The sequence below is a fragment of the Paraburkholderia sp. J10-1 genome (assembly GCF_905220165.1).
GTDB lineage: Bacteria > Pseudomonadota > Gammaproteobacteria > Burkholderiales > Burkholderiaceae > Paraburkholderia.
This window is the reverse complement of record NZ_CAJMYW010000009.1, coordinates 328505-345660: the sequence shown is the minus strand read 5'-3', so window position 1 is coordinate 345660 and position 17156 is coordinate 328505. Positions and strand designations below refer to the sequence as shown.

Sequence of the window (17156 nt, the reverse complement as noted above, 5' to 3'; positions counted from 1 at the left end):
CTTATCGAGCGAGCTTTGGCGGGCAGTGTCACGACTCCACGCGTTCTCTATCGCGTGATCGAGCGGCCGATTCGGTACGACGAGCGGACATCGGGAGGTGTTGCACGAAAGCCCCCTTGTGGCCGACCGCTGCCTGATGCGGTCGGCAGCGGTCTATCTCGAACGGACTTCCGGGCTACCATGGCACGAATGGATCTTTGAGGGGCCTTGCGGCGCGAACTAAAGCGTTCTCGTTGAACGACGCCTAACAGAGAGAAATTTGACGTTCGATCGACTGTAAGTTAGGGCTCCATATAGCGACGAGCCAGCGCCTCATACAATGGAGGCGCAAACAGCTTTGACACCTGGCTCGAAATCAACGCGGTGGCCATCAACGAGATCACCAGCGCATGTCCGTTGATCATTTCGATCACGATGACGAATGCCGTGATCGGGCTCTGCGTGACGGCGGCGAGATACCCGACCATGCCCAGCGCGATCAGCATCGGCAACTGCATCTGACCGGAGATCATGTGCAGCGCGTTGCCGATGCCCGCGCCGATCGCCAGCGACGGCGCGAATAGCCCACCCGGTGTGCCTGGCAGATACGAACCTACCATCGACGCCATCTTCAGCACCGGATACGTGGCGCCGAGCTGAGAATGACCTTCGAGCATGCCACGCGCTTCCGCATAGCCGCTGCCAAACAGATGACCGCCGCTGGCCACGCCGACTACGGCAATGAACAGACCGCATAGCGCGCCGAACACCACCGGGCGTTCGCTTCGGAGCGCCAACAGCTGGGCGGGCATCCACCGCCTGGTGTTGAGCAGCAGCCAGCAGAACACGCCGCCCGCGAGTCCAGTGATCACACCCACCACAACCACCGCGACCGCCAGCAGATCCGGCAGACTGCCGCCGATCACAATGGTGCCGAAATACACATAGTTGCCCTGGAGCGCCAGCGAAACGACACCTGCAAAAATGATCGCCGTGATGATGATGCCGCTGGTGCGCGCCTCGAAGCTGCGTGTGAGCTCCTCTATCGCGAAGACGACGCCCGCGAGCGGCGCATTGAATGCCGCCGACAGGCCGGCTGCTGCTCCCGCGAGTGCGAGCCGGTGTTCGAGGCCGACGCCATACATGCTACGCAGCCGTACCGGGTAGAAGCGCCGTAGGCTGAACATCAGCGCGGCGCCTACGTGAATGGTCGGGCCTTCGCGGCCGATGGTGAATCCGCCGAGGATCGCAAGGAACGATAGCGCGATCTTGCCGGCCAGAATGCGGAGCGTGAGCAGACGCGGACCGAGTGCGCGTACATTGTGCAATGTTGCGATGACCTGCGGGATGCCGCTGCCTTCTGAACCCGGGAACCAGCGGCGCGTGGCCCAGACGCTGAGCGCGGCGATCGCCGGCGTGACGAGAAGCGGCAGCCACCAGATCTGGGCAGTCATCCGCACGAAGACGTCGTAGCCGAAGTCGATGAGCCGCGCGTACATGACTGCCACGAGCCCCGTCGCCACGGCGCCGAGCCAGAACACACCGAAATACAGCCAGCGCCGTCGACTACGCAGAATCCTGCGACGGTCGATAAGAGTCGAAAATTGCATGGGAATGCCACGAAAGGGCCATTTAAGGCACATTGTGACATAAATCGACGAGGCATCCCGGCGCAGCGCCCGGCCGGGTATGTCTGGCGCTAGCGGCCCGCCTCGTTGAAAATCCAGCCGAACGCGCCGTAGATCGACTTGTGCTCGGCCGCGAGATCGAGCAGGAACTTCTCACCCTTGGGTGTGAGATGAACCTGCACCTGGCGGCGATCGGCGAGATCGGGTTTGCGCGTCACCAGCCCCGCTGCTTCGCAGCGTGATACGAGCGCCGCGGTTCCATTCGGTGCGGCCTGCAATCGCTCGGCGAGTTCGCCGACGGTGGCCCATTGGCGGCCGGGAAAACCGCGCACGTGCAGCAGCAATTGATATTGAAGCGTGGTGATGCCCGCGGCGTTGGCGATCTCTTCCGAGGCGCGTAGAAATTTGCGCAAGTCGTAGCGGAACGCCGACATCACTTCGAGGTCGCGCTTGCCCGGGAGCTTACGTCTGGGTGTTTTGGCTGGATTCATGTCTGTCCATGGTGACCTGCCGGTCGCGACACAGGCTGCGTGCAAGGCAGGCTACTGCCGCCCGATTGCGCAAAGGAGGCGGCGAGTTGGCCGCAGGGAGATTACCATGCGTGTGTTTGTAGCCATGGGGGCCGGGTGACAAGTGCACCATAGATGGTGGGTCGCCGTCCATGACAGGTCGACCAGAGGCCTGGTGTGGAGCAACCGGCGAACCCTTCGGTAAAAGTGGACGCTCGAGCGACCAACGTTGCGTGCAGCTGAACGGTTGCCTATTGCCGCACTGCACCTCCGTATCGGCAATCGATCCACTGGGCGATTGCTGTGCTGCGCAAGGAGAGACCAACCACGGAATCCGAATTCTCATTTCCGCTCGTGACCCGGCAATCTGGCCCGACGATTGCGCCAATTTTTTGCTGTAACACGCGTCAACTGTCGCGCGCATCCAGCGCCCGAAACCCCACCCATGGCGGGACTTACGGTGGACCTGCGACTGCGTCAAAACGCGCCCTTCCAGAAAAACCTCAGGTGGGGAGGGGGACTGCGGTTTTCGGCCCTGCTTTGCCGCGTGCGCCCTCACCCCGGGCTCGATACTGTCTCGCCCGACACCGTGTCAGGCCTGCCACGGTTCTCAGGCCGCCCCGCTGACGGGCCGCGACCCCGAGCGTGCTGGCCGCTCTGGCGTGTGGTGGCGTTTCGGCCTGATCCGGCTTGTATGCGGTCATGCGTTGATTAAGGTGGACCGAACGTTGTGGCAACAAGCTCGAATGAGGAAGTCAGCGTGAGAGTGCTCGAGCGTAATCGCTGACGCCTTGGCGCATTTTTGTGCCGGGATGCCACACGGATTTGGTTGGTTGATTGGTTGATCTACCCGTAAGCCCCGCTTCGGCGGGGCATTTTTTTGCACTTCACAGGATTCGCGCACTTCTCATCTCTGGCCAGGCGGCCTCGTTGTGATATCACTTTACGATTGCACATCGAAGGGTCTGAATTCGGTGTAAATCTACAGTGACGCGCAGCAGAGCGCCTCTGGCACGCGTCTACCCACAGCAGCGACTACTTCGGCGGCACTACCTGACCCCGGACCTCGCCATCCGGATGGTCCTTCGTGTGGACATTGATGTATAAATTGCCCGCGACGAAGTCCTTCGCCTGATCTGGTGTCAGCGTGCTGGCACCCTGGATGGGGCCGTCAATGGGAGTGCTGGTGCCACCCACTTTCGTCAGCCAGACGACAGCTTCGCCGTTCTTTCCTGCTGTCCCGAGGTGGAAATGCGCCATCGTCACTGGACTCGAGAGATTGCTGCACGTTACATTCCAGGTGACCTGGCGTGTGTCGGGATCGTAGATGAGCCTGGCGTCGCACGTGCCCCTGGTTTGTACGGGAGGCACCTGCTCCGATCCCTTGAGCGGTACGGAGAATGACATGGGCGCGGCAAGCGCCACATTCACCGCTGCGGCGCAGGCGACGCCGGCAAGCGCGAGAATGGCGCACCTGAACCTGGATACATTCATCTGTTATCTCCTTTGGGCTACCCCCGACCGGACACGTCGCATGCAACTTCATCCAGTGCGAGGGTTCAGCGTTCAAAGACGGACTAGTGCTGGGGGGGCAGAGACACCCGGAGTCGGGGCGAACGCGTTCGCAAACACGTAATGCCGTTCGAGCTGGCCGCAACTCCACCGCCGAGCGCGGCCAACGCGTATGCCGTGGATCGCAGGGAGCGCACGGCGACGTACAGCGCAATACGGCGTGCGGCGTTCAGTAACCACCGCCAGATGAACTGGTTGAACTGCTCGAGGCGCCGTTGCCGCCTTGATCCGTATCGCCGCTCGCGGCCACGGATCCGGAAACTGCAGCCATTCCGAGGCAAACGAGACACGCAAGAACCATCCGACGCAACTTCATGGTGATTTCCTCCTGGTGGAAGCCCGCAGGAAGTCCCGCGACGGAATATCCAGCAAGCCGTTAGCGGCAGTCTTACCAACGATGCCGAACTGAGGGAGCATTGCCGACGCGTCGCGCGATTCATCGCGAACGCAGGCGCCGATATAGTCATCAAACGCAGCGCATCGATGCCTTATTCCTCACGCGCAACGACGAAGTGAGTTCCCTTGGTGAGCAGTACCGTACGGACGAGTTATTCGCCAGTCGCAAAACAACGTCGACGACGCCGAGCAGCCCGACCCAGAGGAAGGGCAGGCGGGTTTGAAAAGGGCTTTGGAGACACCTTCGGCCACCCCAAGTGGTGACCGAAGAGCGCAACTAACCGTCAGTTACACGCTGTGCACCGGCGGCGCCTGACGGCGCGAGAACAGCGAGTTCGGCAGAGCGCGCGCTTATGGCGCACAAGGGCGGGGCGGACGGTTCCGGCCGGGCGGTGCCGGTCGAGGCGGGGTTCCCGGGGAGCCTCCGGGCAGGAATCAAATATCGCACCCCATATTTTGGCTCAAACGCAACCCCGATAGTACGAGTTATCAGACTTGACGAGGTTCGCTAACGTCGGATTTTTGGCCGCCGACGCTCACGCAAGGAAAGGTGTGTCTACGTGGCAAGCAAAGTTGTATCTGTCAGCTGACGGCTCTCTGGACGGCTGATCGAGCCGGCGCGCGCGCCGGACCTCGTCGCCGTGCAGGTTAGAGCGACATCGTGGCGATCGACGCATCGCGCAGGTTGTCCCGCACCGTCACCAGTTCCGCATTATTCGCGAGCGCATGCGAGGCGAGGGCTCGCAACCGGTGCAAACCGGCGCGGCGCAACTTGTGGACGAACGCCTGGCGCTCGGGTTCCAGGGGCCGGGCTGCTGTCGGAATACCGTCGCAGGATCCGCCAGAGCCGCAGGCCTGCGATAGACGCTGCGTCGTCGTCCAGGTTCGCGATCTCGGGCATACCCGGTTTCCAGCGCTCGGGGGCCCAGCTTGCCCACTTTTTTCGCCCATGCGGCACACCAGCAGCCAATGGTCTCCGTGTTCATCTGTGCGGATATCCCCGAGTCTCGCGTCAACGAGCTTTGCGGCGCGTGCCGCCTGTCAGAAATCCGCGATCGATGGGATCGCAGACGCGAGCAACATCCAGCCTGCATTGACGGGGGCACGACCACGCACTGAAGGTCGGTAAACCAGATCCCCTCGCCTGATTGGTGCGCTGGTTAGCGCACACACGCCGCGCCCTCGGGCTCGTGTCAACCGCCAGGGCTGCTCTGCGTAGCAACCTGCGGTTGAATCCTTCAAGCAGACCGCGATTACGACGTCAGAATGACGTCCGACAACGGTTAGATTGGTGGTGGCAGGTGTCGTCCTGGCGGGAATCTGAACTTTCGGTAGATGTCTCGCGATCACACTCCGCGCGCCCTGGTGACCCCTGTCTTCGGAGACTTCCAGCATATGCGCCAAAAGTGCAAGCGCGTAACCCCAGGCATCGGCAGGTAAGCGTTCATTCATGACTGGCCCCAGGCAACTGGCGATGAGTTAGCTCGAAGCCCGGGCGTTCGACGTGGCCTGCCGTTCGATCCTCGGGTCTCCGGCGACAACCTGGCCTGACTGAAGATGCGCACGCACTCTGCTGGCTCACGTTGGTAAGGTCGGGCTGTCGCGACCATGAAGCATTTGCCTACCATGTCCGGAAGCGCCATATCTTGATATGGCCCGGCGGAAGTCCACGAAGAAGTTCCCCGACAGCTCCATCGAGTGAGTCGAACACAGCGCACCGACGCGGCACGATTCAGCTCGCCGGTGCGTTCGTGACTGGGTAACGGCCGCAGTGACGTGAATCCATCGTATCGGCTGGCCGGCGGCGTTTCTGGTCCCTGGGTGCCATGGGCAGGGACGACGGTTGACTGAACGTGCCACGAGAGGCGGCAGAAATTGTTCGACGAATGATCCGGACACGTGCCGTCGAAGCGAAGACACTCTATACTCGATTCCGCGTGATATTTGCGAAGCGTAAGTAGCCGGGGACTTGCGATGACAAATACGATAACCACTTCTCTTTGCCGTTGGTCCACCAGCGAAGTCGCACCGGCCATGCGGTTCGACTACTATGCGAACGCCCTGTCCACTGCACTTACGCCGATGCTGCTGATAGCGGGCAACAGTCGGACGTTTGAATCGCATATGACCGCAGCGCAGGCAGGACCCGTTTGCGTGATCCGGCAAAGCGGTTCTTCGCACAGTGTTCGCCGGGACCCGTTCCACGAAGACCGGGCGCTGGAGCACTCGTGGCATTTGATCGTCAATCTCTCGTCCGCGTGGAATACACACCATCGTGAGGCGGTGCGCCTGCTGCCAGGCGAGATGATCATCGTGGACTCGCGCATGGACTTCATGGTCGAGATCACGGGGCGCTACGATGTCGCGCACTTCAAATTTTCTCCAGCCTGGCTGCGCCAGTGGGTACCGGCGCCTGAAGCGCTGGTTGGGCGCCGGATTGCTTCGACTTCCGGATGGGGGCGTGTGCTGGGCGCCTATCTGGCCGAGCTTTCGCCCGAGGCGATCGAGGCATCGCCGTTGCCCGTGTCGGTCCTGACCGATCACATCGGCGCCCTGCTGGCGCTGATCGCCGCAGAGCGCGATCTACCCCCCGCTGTGGCGCAGCGCCGCGACGACTCGCTGCATCGGCGCATCTGCGACTGCATCGCCCAGCGCAGCGCCGAGCCGGGCATCTGCGCCGCGGACATCGCGAGAGAACTCAAAATCTCCGTGCGAAGTTTGCACCGCACGCTCGCGGCCCACAGCGAGACGTTCGGCAAGCTCCTGATCGACCGCCGTGCGGCGGTTGCCATGCGAATGATTCGCTCCAGCGTCTGCCGGCGGCTTAGCCTCGCGGAGATAGGCCGGCGCGCCGGGTTCGCAGATCCTTCACACTTCAGCCGGGTCATCTCGGCCCGCTACGGCATGACGCCTTCGCGAATACGGGATGGGGAACAACGCTCGCCCGATGACGCTGAACAATCTTCTGGCTCGTGAACAGAATCGGCCCTGATTCCGGGGCGTCGTCAACGCTGCGGTGCTTAAACCGTGGTGGTTGCGCGAGCAACCACTTGACCCTCTCTGGCTGTCTGCCAGTTGGGCAATAAAAAGGGTCTTCCAGTATGGCCGACTTCCTGAATCACCTTCGCATATTCGTTCGTGTCGTTGAGGCAGGGTCGTTTACCGCGGTAGCAAAAGAGAACGACTCCACCGCTGCCCAGATTTCCCGCGCAGTGTCTTCGCTGGAAGAGGAGTTGCAGGCGGTCGTATTGCATCGCACGACGCGCCACCTTTCCGTGACCGACGTGGGCGCGCGGTTCTACGAGCGGGCAAAGGCTATCCTCGGGGAACTCGACAACGCGACGGACGAAGCGCGCAACGCAACGCAGAAGCCATCGGGGCGCATCCGCGTGCATTCGGCGCCCGGGCTCGCGTACAGCTGCGTGGCGCAGGTGCTCGCGAGTTATCAGCAGGCATTTCCCGATGTTTCCGTCGAACTCAAGGTCGAGCAGAGCATGCCGAGCCTTGTCGAGGACGGCTACGACCTGTCGATCGTCTCGGCTACCCAGTTGCCGGACTCTGCCTATATCTCGCAAGCGTTGGGCGCCGCGTACGCAGTGCCGGTTGCCTCCGAGTCATATCTCAAGCAGCGTGGCTATCCGCGAAAGCTGACCGATCTGGCCAATCATGCACTGCTGCAACTCGAAAGCCCCGTCGCGCCGCCCGACGAATGGCATCTGCAACAGGGCGCGGCCACCCATGTCTGGACCATTACGCGTACGCCGTTCCGGGCAAACTCGCCCGAGGCGTTGCGGGCGGCGATTCTGGCCGGAGCGGGCATTGGCACGCTTGCCACCTATTCGGTGGCTGACGATCTCGCGAGTGGCAAGCTCAGGCGCGTTTTGCCGCAGATCCATCTGCGTCCGTTCACGGTTTATGCCGTCTATCCTTCGCGGCGCTACCTCGACGCCAAGGTGCGCACCTTGCTCGCGCATCTGCGTGCAACGCTGTCTCCCGCATTGGCACGGGCAATGGAGATCTGCGAGGCCCACGCCGACGCAGCCGTCGCTTCCAGCGCGCGGCGGAGCAGTCGGACAAAACAGCAGACGAAGCGCAAGTAGGGCAGCCTGGCCTCATACGCGCAGGCGTGTACATGATTCCGTGCACGCGCAGCAAAATTGATTATCGCGCGACCCGTCTTAATCGCCGACGGCTTCATTTCTAGACTCCATTCCAAGCCGATGATCGTTCGATCGTTCATCGACGGATTCTCAATCCGATACTGGAGTTATCAAATGAAGCCCACCTTGCTCTCCTGCCTGCTCGCGGCCATGCTGGCCGCCCCCGCTGCAGCCTTTTCACAGTCAATCATCACGCGTGCACAGGTCCGCGACCAGCTCGTGACGTTCGAGTCCGCCGCCGCTCCAGGAGCGCCGGGCGATGCGCACTATCCGGACGCCGTTCTTGCCGCCGCCAACGGCGGTGTGAAGCCCGCAACGGCGTCGCGTGCCTTCGGCGACCAGGGTGGCGTTGCCGCCGGTTCGAGCGAAGCGGGCCGGCGCGCGCAGCGCGCGGTTTCCGGCGACGTGAACGACGTTCCCGGACTCAAGCCAATCTACTTCGGCCAGTGAGGGAGAGGCGAATCATGCAAACAATCGACCTCGTTCATCACACGGTCAGGGCGAACGGCATCCGGCAGCACTACGTGGAGGCAGGAGATGGGCCGCCCGTGGTGCTGTTGCACGGCTTTCCGGAAACCCATTACGCGTGGCGCCATCAGATTCCGGCGCTCGCGCGGAAGTATCGCGTGATTGCGCCCGATCTCCGCGGCTATGGCGAAACCGACAAGCCGGCGAGCGGCTACGACAAGCGCACGATGGCGAATGACCTGCGCACGCTGCTGGACCATCTGGGCATCGACCGCGCCGCGCTCGTCAGTCACGATCGCGGATCCCGCGTGGCGACGCGTTTCGCCAAGGACCATGCGAACCGTCTGGACCGGCTCGTGGTGATGGACAACGTGCCAACGCGGGTCGTGGCGGAGCAACTGGACGCCCGCATCGCCCGCGCATACTGGTTCTTTCTGTTCCACCAGGTGCCGGACCTGCCCGAAACGCTGGTTGCCGGCAACGAACGCGCGTGGCTGCGCCACTTCTTCTCCGACTGGTGCTATGACCCGAATGCGATCAGCGGGGACGCATTCGAGGCCTACGTGCGCGCTTACGAAGCCCCCGGAGCGGTGCGTGGCGCGATGGCCGACTATCGGGCGAACGCCGAGGACGTTGCACAGGACAAGGTGGATGCCCACATTCCCATCAGCGTCCCGACACTGGCTTTGTGGGGCGCCGAGTTCTACGCGGTCGGCAAGATGTTCGACATGGAAGCCGTCTGGAAAGGCATGGCAACCGATGTGCGCACCCATGCGATCGAGCGCGCGGGGCATCTGCCGCACGAGGAGCAACCGGAGCGGGTCAATGCACTGCTGCTCGACTTCCTGGAGGGATGGAAGGGCTAAGCGCGGCGTAGCGGTGCAGACGGCCATTGCGCTGTCGCGCCAGCGAGCCTCGCGCAACTTCCTGATATCGCCATGAGCCACGAACTCGCTTTTGCCCTGGTGCCTTTTCTCTTTTCGATGGGTGCCGGTTATCTCGCCGGGCGGCTGAGCACGACGCCCATGCCGCTCGTCGCCATCAACACGATGCTGGTGCATTACGCGTTGCCCTTCGCGCTCTTTGTCTATACCGCGCGGATGCAGCGCGAGAGCCTGGGTGCGCATCTGGCGCTCATTGTCGTGCTGACGATCGTGATGATCGTGCCGTATGCGATCTCGCTCCTGCTTTCGCGGTACGTCTTTCGTTCGGATCTCGCGCAGGCGGCCGTCAAGGCGGTCACGGTCGGCATGCCGAATTTCGCTTCCGTTGGCTTGCCCTTGCTACGGGCGGTGTATGGAGAAGGCGCCGATTTGACCGTTGCCATCGCGGTCACGATGGGAGCGGTCATCATGTCGCCTGCCGCCCTCATCCTGCTCGAGCGCGCGCAGCATCGTGACGGACAGGCGCTGCTCGGCAAAGCGCTGCGCAATACTTTCGTCAAGCCGGTCGTGATCGCGCCGATCGCCGGCTTGCTGGTGTCGCTGTCCGGTTGCGCACTGCCAGCACTCCTTACGCAGTCTCTGGGGATCATTGGAAACACGACTGCCGGACTCGCCCTTTTCTCGACGGGACTGATACTCGCAGCACAACCGTTCCGGCTCGACGCACAGGCACTGGTTGGCGTTTTGCTCAGCAATGTCGTGCAGCCCCTGCTTGCCTTCGCGCTTGTCTGGCTGCTGGCGCTTCCGCAGCCGTTAGCCGGCCAGGCCATTCTTCTGTCGGCGATCCCGTGCGGTTCGTTCAGCATCCTGTTTGGTCTGTCTTATGGGGTAAAGGACACCTCGGCGGGCACGACGCTGGTCGTGTCGAGCGTGATGTCGGCCCTGACACTCGCGGGCACGATCGTCTTACTCGGGCGGCTTTGATCGCTCATCAATTACTTTATTAAGGATTGCAATTCAAAATGAAACGAACTTTCCTGATTACGGGTGCAAGCAAAGGTATCGGGCGTGCGCTGAGCGAGCGTCTCGCGCGTGATGGCCACAATGTGGTCGGCCTCGCGCGCAGTTCCGGTGACACGACTTTTCCTGGCATGCTCGTGTCCGTCGACCTGACTGACCGGGAGGGGACACAAGCGGTGTTGTCCGATCTCGACGCGCGCTTCGAATTCGACGGCGTCGTCAATAACGTCGGGTTCGTTGAGCTTTCGCCGCTCGGCTCGATCGATCTCGATGATCTCGACAGTGCGATGCGCGACAACCTGGCACCCGCCGTGCAAACGGTTCAGACCTTGCTACCGGGAATGCGCAAACGCGGCTGGGGTCGTATCGTGAATCTTTCCAGTCTCGTTGTGCTGGGCGTGGCCCAACGTTCGACGTATGCCGCCGCGAAAGCCGCGATGATCAGCCTGACCCGAACGTGGGCGCTTGAACTCGCCGATACGGGTATCACCGTCAATGCGGTCGCACCTGGGCCGACCGAAACCGAGATGTTCCGCGCGAATACACCGGAGGGCAGCGAAGCGGAGCGCCGTTTCCTCTCGATTGTTCCTATGAAGCGGCTGGGGCGTCCCGAGGAACTGGCGGCATCCATCGCGTTCCTGCTGGGCGAGGACGCGGGATTCATGACGGGGCAGACGCTTTTCGTCGACGGCGGCGCGTCGATCGGGAAGTCGATGATCTGATTGGGATGCTGGACGCGGAGGCCTCCCAGGAGGCCTCCGCGTTTGCCGCTATTCCGGTTGGCCGAGAATATGAATGAGGTTCCCTTCGGGGTCCTGGATCATCGTCGAGGAAATGGTGGGCGTGAGTTGCGCCTGCGCCCAGACAATCTCTACGCCAAGCCTGGCGAAGCTGGCAGTCGTACCCGCAAGATCGCCGCTCTCTAGCACCAGCGCTTTCCAGCCCGTTTCGTCCAGGTGCTCCGGTGGCGGTGTGCGCTTCGCGGCGACCTTGGGTGTGCCAGGGCGGGAGACGAGTTCGAGCCGGAAGCCCATGCCGTCGAGCATGGCGTAGTCCGCGCCAACGGTATCGAAGTGGCCCCTCGCCGCGATGACGAGGCCGAGTACCTCGACATACCAGGTGGCCATGGCATCGAGATTCTCAACGGCGAGCGCGATATTGTTCAGACGCAATGCGGGCGCGGCCGTTGCCGGCTGCAATTGTGCGGTATCCATATGCGAAGTTCCATGTTGAACGGACGCCATCGAGTGCAAAGCCGCGATGCTTCAGCGAAGCATCAAACGTTTTGGGGGAAGAGTGCGCGGCGCGTTTCTTCGTCGAAGTCCGTCTTCAGCGTAAGCCGTTCCTTGAGTGCGAGCGCGCGCGTTGCAGCGGGACGTTTGCCGATCTCGTCTACGAGGTGCTTGACGTTGGTGTAGTCACCCAGACCTTTTTCACCAAGGATGTAGCCGGTGAAATTTGCCCAGCCCCACAGCGCCATATCCGCGATCGGATAGTCGTCACCTGCCAGATACCTTGTCTTGGTAAGCCGCTCGTCGAGCACGCGATAGTGGCGCTCGACTTCCTTCAGGTAACGGTTGCGCGCATAGGGCAAGGGCTCCGGGGTGTGGTGCTGGAAATGCACGGCCTGACCGGAGAACGGCGAGAGCCCTGTTGCCACGAACATTAGCCACGAAAGCATTTCAGCGCGCGCGGCAGGATCCGCAGGCACGAACTTGCCGTGCTTCGTGGCGAGGTGCAGCAGGATGGCATGCGAATCGAAGACGGTCACGCCTTCGTCGGCAATGGCCGGCACCTTGCTGTTCGGATTGACGTTGCGGAATGCTGGCAGCTGCTGTTCGCCCTTGAACGTGTCGACGGCGATCAGATCGAACGGCAATTCCAGTTCTTCGAGCAGAAGGGCGGCCTTCATGGGATTGGGCGATGGGTGGAAGTAAAACTTGATCATTGAGGTTTCCTTTGTCAAGCAGGAGAGAAGGTCGGTCGGAGATGAAGGAGTTCATCAAACCCTGCGTGGGTCGCGCAGGCTACGAGACTGAGCGCGTCTCACTGACGTCATGGTGGACGCGCTGCGCGAGATTGCCGTTCGACGGGGCTGATGCAATCGTTCGACGGTATCGAACGTGTCGTTGCGAGGGCGGGTGACGGAGGGAGGTGAAGGCTGCCGGCTGAGGTACCGGCTGAGGCAGATGAGAAACCGGCGGCACACGCAATGCGCCGCTGGTTCCCCTGCGCCTGCTTTCAGCTTTACGCAAAAAAGTCGATTAGCGCGCGAGCGATCGTTTCCGGATCGTTTTCAGTCGGAATATGGCCGGCCGCGGGGATACGCACGAGCGAGGAGTGCGGTATTTCGGTCACGAAACGCTCGGCGTGCTCGATCAGCTGGAACGTATCGTCTTCGCCCCAAATCAGCAGCTTCGGCACGCTGGACGCGCGCAGGGCGGGAACGAGATCCATCGTGTAGTGGCTGTATGCCGCGCCCGCCAGAGCAAGCCACGAGCGCGTCACGCGGGGCTCGGTCCACGGATCGAGATAGTCGGCGATTTCCGCCTCGGTGGCGGGGCGTCCTAGCGCGGTGATCACCGACGTGCGTCTCGCAGCGAGCACATCTGCAGGCGTCGTCGCAGCGGCGACTGCGGGGTCGCGAAAGCGTGCGACCCCGGGGACCGGCCAGGAGTCGAACATCACGGCGTTCATGAGCGCGAGACGGCTCACTTCGAGCTTGCCGTCAACGAGCACCTGTTGTGCAACGCCGCCGCCGATGTCGTGGCCGGCAACGCCGACCGGTCCGTTTATGCCAAGCGCCTGTACGAACCGAACTGCCCAGTCCGCGAGCGCAGGAATGGAGGCGGTCGCAACCGATAATTCACCGGCGGAGCGGCCGAAGCCCGGAAAATCGACGGCGATCGGGCGCAGGCCCGCAACAGCCAGATCGTCGATGACGGGTTGCCAGACCCGGCTCCAATAGGTGCCGTGGAGCATGAGCACGACCGGGCCACGGTCGCCGGCGCACAGATAACTGGCGGCGACACCGTCCACTTCTACAGTCTTTCGTTGCATGATCAGAACCTCTTGATGGCGCGATTGCAGCGCCGGTATGTCTCAACGGATAAAGCGCCTGACGTAGTCCGTACCAAGTCCGATTGCCTCGTAGTGCTTGCGGGCCGTTTCGATCTTGGTGAAGACATCCTCGTAGCCTGTTGCGTTGCCTTGAGGATCGACGTAGGTGTAGCCACCTGTCACGTGAAACCACGTGATCATCTCTTCGACGCCTTCGGGCACGAACAGCGTATGCGTTTCACCTGCCGGCTCGTGCGCATACGAGCCTTGTTCGGCGACCCAGTCGTGTTCGAGGTAATACCAGCGACCGCGCAAGACCATGGCATGCACCGGACCGGTGTGACGATGACGCGAGAGCACGCCGGACTGGCGCACGCGCAGCAGATTGACGTAGTAGCCCTGGCTCGCGTTGAGGAGCAGGGGCTTGAACGATACGGTCTTCGTCGTGGGCACCCACAGGTTGTCGTCCTGCAGCCACTGGTCGAGCACGCCAGCGTGAACGAGGTCTGCCGACATGTCGGCAGGCTGCGGATGTTGATAGGGGATCGCCAGTTCGTCCGGCTTGCGTGTTGTTGCTTCGCTCATGATGATGTCCTTGTCAGATCAAACAATGTTCTGTTGCGCATCACGCGCTCAAACCGCCTCTACCTGCGCGACAGACCTTACGGGCCCAAGACCGCGCAGCAGTTGTCGGTATGCTGCGCCGCGCTCGGTCAGCGTTTCGTCGCTGATGGAGCCGTTCCGTGTCAGCGGGCCGATGTTGTAGGTGACGAACGGACGTCCATATTCCATGCCGGCGAGGTGCGCAGTCTGTTCGAACGGCGCAAGCAGCGTATCGACAATGTGTTCACCATGGCGCTCCAGCAACGCCGGCTTGAGATACGGCCGCGTGACGCCTTCGGCCCAGATGTGTTCGCGGGAGGGCGGAAAATAGCGTTCGCGAACACGCCCGATCGTGACGGCAAGCTGGAGCGTGCGGCCGTCCAGTACCATGGATTTATCCGGCGCGCTGCCGAACAGCGTGTCGTTGACAACGTCGTCGAGCCACTTCTTGAGCAATGGCGGGCAGCTGTACCAGTACATCGGAAATTGCAGAACGAGATGCCCATGTTCGCGAATCAGTTGCTGTTCCCGTGTTGCATCGATGCGGAAGTCGGGGTACAGCTTGTACAACTCACGCACGGTGATATCCGGTTCCTGGGCGATTGCATCGCGAAGGGCCTTGTTGCCGCGCGAGTGTTCGATGTCGGGGTGTGCGACGATCACTAACGTCTTCATCTTTCATCCTCGATGGGTTTCGGATTCAACGTCGCCGACTATACTGGGGTGCCGAACGCTTGATTAGCCATCCGAACGCCAAATCACTTTACGAGCTCTTCAAAAGATGGACAGGATTGACGCGCTGCGCACGCTGATCGAAGTGGCCGAGATGGGCAGCTTTTCCGCCGTGGCAAGACAGCGCGCGATCGCACCTTCGTCGGTGACGGTGGCAGTCAGGCAACTCGAAGGCGAACTCGGCACGACGCTGATCACGCGCTCGACACGACGCCTCGTTTTCACACACGAAGGCTTGCTGTTGCTGGAAAGTGCTCGTCGTATCGTTGCCGAATGGGACGCAGCAGTTACGGGGTCGAGAGAGGAGGGCCCGTTGAGCGGGCCGATACGGGTGACGGCAACGAATGATTTCGGGCGCGCTCAGTTGCGAGCGCTGCTCGACCGGTTTCAGGCCCTTCATCCCGGTGTTCATATCAGCCTGCTGCTCAGCGACAGCACCGTCGATCTGATTGATGAGCATATCGATCTGGCTCTGCGCAATGGCCCGCTCCTGGATTCCGGCTTGCACGCGCGGCTCCTCGTGCGCGGCGAGCGGCTCGTGTGCGCCTCGCCGCACTACTGGCGTACGCATGGCAAGGCCAAAGTGCCCGACGACCTGACGGGCCACAACTGCCTGATTCTTGCGCGGCCAGGCGCGCCGCTCGCGATCTGGCCATTTTGCATGGCAGGCAAGGCACACAACGTCAAGGTTTCAGGCGATCGCCAGGCGAGCGACGGCGGCGTGCTCCGCGAGTGGGCGTTAGAGGGCGTGGGCGTCATCATCAAGAACCGTTGGGATATTCGGACGGAACTCGCGTCCAGGGCGCTGGAGACAGCGCTGGAGGAATACGTCGCGGAGCACGTCGATTTGTATGCCGTTTATCCGGCCGAGCTACCGGCGCGGCGCGTGACAGCGCTCATCCAGTTCCTCGCGGACGAACTTGCCACAGGATAAGGTCGTCGTGACTTTGCGCACGCAACGACTCATCCACCAATGCGGGCTAGCGTGAAATCGGCTTCTTGATCGGGTCGTGGGGCCCCGCGAGCGCGAACACGACGATCTGCGCGGGTTCTGTGTCGCTGGCATTCCTCGAAACGAGATGATGCGCGCCAGGCGGCTCGTACCAGGCTTCGCCGGGACCATAAGTCCTTGCGGGCGAGCCTTCGAGTTGCGACACGACGTGGCCAACAGTCACGTACGCGAAAATGGAACCCGGATGCATGTGTGGCTCAGAAGCCTGACCAGGTGCGAATGTCACGGTGGCGATATCGACGTTTTTGCCGGGTAGCTCCGGAATCGGTTGCTGCATCAACGGCTTGATGGCTTCCTCGCCAGCACCTTCTGCCATGGCGGTCTGAATGCCAGCGAGGGACAGCGTAGCGGCTGCGAGTGAACAATAAAGGACTGCAAACCGAAAGGCTTTCATCTCGGCTCCTCAGGCTGGCGTTTTGCGGAATGCGATGGCGAAACGGTTCCAGCTGTTGATTGCGCAGATCAGCAGGGTAAGATCCACCACTTCGGCGTCGCTGAAATGCGGTTTGACGCATTCCCATGCAGCGTCCGGCACATGACTCTGCGCAACGAGCGTGACCGCCTCGACCCATTCCAGCGCGGCGCGCTCGCGTGGCGTGAAAAACGGCACCTCTCTCCATGTCACCAGCGTTGCCAGCCGGCGGTCGGTTTCGCCGTTCTTGCGGGCGTCGCTCGTATGCATGTCGACACAGTAAGCGCAGCCGTTGATCTGTGACGCGCGCAGGCGCACAAGCTCGATCAGCGGCTTTTCAATCGTACTCTTTCCAATCCGCTCTTCCAGCGCGAGCAGCGCCTTGATGGCTAGCGGGTTGGCCTGATAGAAGTCCAGACGTGGTTGCATGACAGCTCCTTCGAATGAGCCGAAGGCGGCGCGCGGACGTGGTACGCCTTTCGGATTTTGGAATGTGGCAACGCTGACGCAAGCCTATCGTATCGGCCGGCTTCCTCGGATTCTGGCCGCTGCGTGCCAACGATGCGCGCTGCACTTGCCTGGGCGTGCCAGGCGCCTGTCGAAAGGCAAGCGCATCGCTCGCCTTGATCGCGTGCCCTGGCACGCCCAGTCAACTGCAACCGTCGACGACGGCGCCTGAAGGCCAGTGCCTTCGCGGAAAGGTCCATACGATTGGCCAGCC

General features: G+C 62.0%; 18 protein-coding genes. 7 read left to right on the top strand and 11 right to left on the bottom strand.

The window, feature by feature from the left end:
- Window positions 1-281: 281 nt before the first annotated feature.
- The 4 genes from U5A65_RS27005 to U5A65_RS41000 form a co-directional block, all read right to left on the bottom strand.
- The gene (locus tag U5A65_RS27005; protein ID WP_321948431.1) at window positions 282-1589 is read right to left on the bottom strand and encodes a chloride channel protein; all 1308 of its coding nucleotides are present in this window, start codon (window positions 1587-1589) and stop codon (window positions 282-284) included.
- 89 nt (window positions 1590-1678) lie between these two features.
- Window positions 1679-2098, bottom strand: a complete 420-nt coding sequence (locus U5A65_RS27000) for a MarR family winged helix-turn-helix transcriptional regulator (RefSeq protein WP_321948430.1) — start codon at window positions 2096-2098, stop codon at window positions 1679-1681.
- Between the two features lie 1053 nt (window positions 2099-3151).
- On the bottom strand, window positions 3152-3610 hold the full coding sequence (locus tag U5A65_RS26995; protein WP_321939429.1) for a CHRD domain-containing protein: 459 nt from the start codon (window positions 3608-3610) through the stop codon (window positions 3152-3154).
- 1515 nt (window positions 3611-5125) lie between these two features.
- On the bottom strand, window positions 5126-5479 hold the full coding sequence (locus U5A65_RS41000; protein WP_415765693.1) for a DUF3331 domain-containing protein: 354 nt from the start codon (window positions 5477-5479) through the stop codon (window positions 5126-5128).
- A 639-nt stretch (window positions 5480-6118) separates the two neighbouring features.
- On the opposite strand from U5A65_RS41000, the gene U5A65_RS26990 reads away from it, so the two are divergent.
- The 6 genes from U5A65_RS26990 to U5A65_RS26965 all read left to right on the top strand — a co-directional run bounded on the left by U5A65_RS26990 (window position 6119) and on the right by U5A65_RS26965 (window position 11338).
- On the top strand, window positions 6119-7060 hold the full coding sequence (locus U5A65_RS26990) for a helix-turn-helix transcriptional regulator (RefSeq protein WP_321948429.1): 942 nt from the start codon (window positions 6119-6121) through the stop codon (window positions 7058-7060).
- Window positions 7061-7185: 125 nt separating this feature from the next.
- A complete protein-coding gene (locus U5A65_RS26985) occupies window positions 7186-8184 on the top strand; it encodes a LysR family transcriptional regulator (protein WP_321948428.1) in 999 nt (332 codons plus the stop codon).
- A gap of 174 nt (window positions 8185-8358) precedes the next feature.
- The gene (locus U5A65_RS26980) at window positions 8359-8694 is read left to right on the top strand and encodes a DUF4148 domain-containing protein (protein ID WP_321948427.1); all 336 of its coding nucleotides are present in this window, start codon (window positions 8359-8361) and stop codon (window positions 8692-8694) included.
- Between the two features lie 14 nt (window positions 8695-8708).
- Window positions 8709-9578 (top strand): alpha/beta hydrolase, encoded by an 870-nt coding sequence (locus U5A65_RS26975; RefSeq protein ID WP_321948426.1) that lies wholly within the window; start codon window positions 8709-8711, stop codon window positions 9576-9578.
- 72 nt (window positions 9579-9650) lie between these two features.
- Window positions 9651-10580, top strand: a complete 930-nt coding sequence (locus U5A65_RS26970) for an AEC family transporter (RefSeq protein ID WP_321948425.1) — start codon at window positions 9651-9653, stop codon at window positions 10578-10580.
- A 38-nt stretch (window positions 10581-10618) separates the two neighbouring features.
- Window positions 10619-11338, top strand: a complete 720-nt coding sequence (locus U5A65_RS26965) for an SDR family oxidoreductase (protein ID WP_321948424.1) — start codon at window positions 10619-10621, stop codon at window positions 11336-11338.
- A gap of 48 nt (window positions 11339-11386) precedes the next feature.
- Here U5A65_RS26965 and U5A65_RS26960 read toward each other — a convergent pair whose 3' ends face one another.
- From U5A65_RS26960 to U5A65_RS26940, 5 genes are all read right to left on the bottom strand, one after another.
- Window positions 11387-11830 carry a VOC family protein gene (locus tag U5A65_RS26960; protein ID WP_321948423.1) on the bottom strand — a complete coding sequence of 148 codons (444 nt, stop codon included), beginning with the start codon at window positions 11828-11830 and terminating at the stop codon, window positions 11387-11389.
- 62 nt (window positions 11831-11892) lie between these two features.
- Complete coding sequence (locus U5A65_RS26955) at window positions 11893-12564, bottom strand: glutathione S-transferase family protein (RefSeq protein ID WP_321948422.1); 672 nt, start codon at window positions 12562-12564, stop codon at window positions 11893-11895.
- Window positions 12565-12863: 299 nt separating this feature from the next.
- Complete coding sequence (locus U5A65_RS26950; RefSeq protein ID WP_321948421.1) at window positions 12864-13676, bottom strand: alpha/beta hydrolase; 813 nt, start codon at window positions 13674-13676, stop codon at window positions 12864-12866.
- A 42-nt stretch (window positions 13677-13718) separates the two neighbouring features.
- Window positions 13719-14261: a 2,4'-dihydroxyacetophenone dioxygenase family protein gene (locus tag U5A65_RS26945; protein ID WP_321948420.1), complete on the bottom strand. Its 543-nt coding sequence runs from the start codon at window positions 14259-14261 to the stop codon at window positions 13719-13721.
- Between the two features lie 48 nt (window positions 14262-14309).
- Window positions 14310-14942 (bottom strand): NAD(P)H-dependent oxidoreductase, encoded by a 633-nt coding sequence (locus tag U5A65_RS26940; protein ID WP_321948419.1) that lies wholly within the window; start codon window positions 14940-14942, stop codon window positions 14310-14312.
- A gap of 118 nt (window positions 14943-15060) precedes the next feature.
- On the opposite strand from U5A65_RS26940, the gene U5A65_RS26935 reads away from it, so the two are divergent.
- Window positions 15061-15945 (top strand): LysR family transcriptional regulator, encoded by an 885-nt coding sequence (locus U5A65_RS26935; RefSeq protein ID WP_321948418.1) that lies wholly within the window; start codon window positions 15061-15063, stop codon window positions 15943-15945.
- 46 nt (window positions 15946-15991) lie between these two features.
- Here U5A65_RS26935 and U5A65_RS26930 read toward each other — a convergent pair whose 3' ends face one another.
- Window positions 15992-16339 carry a cupin domain-containing protein gene (locus tag U5A65_RS26930; protein WP_415765669.1) on the bottom strand — a complete coding sequence of 116 codons (348 nt, stop codon included), beginning with the start codon at window positions 16337-16339 and terminating at the stop codon, window positions 15992-15994.
- Between the two features lie 87 nt (window positions 16340-16426).
- Window positions 16427-16864 (bottom strand): carboxymuconolactone decarboxylase family protein, encoded by a 438-nt coding sequence (locus U5A65_RS26925; protein WP_158763166.1) that lies wholly within the window; start codon window positions 16862-16864, stop codon window positions 16427-16429.
- Window positions 16865-17156: the final 292 nt, after the last annotated feature.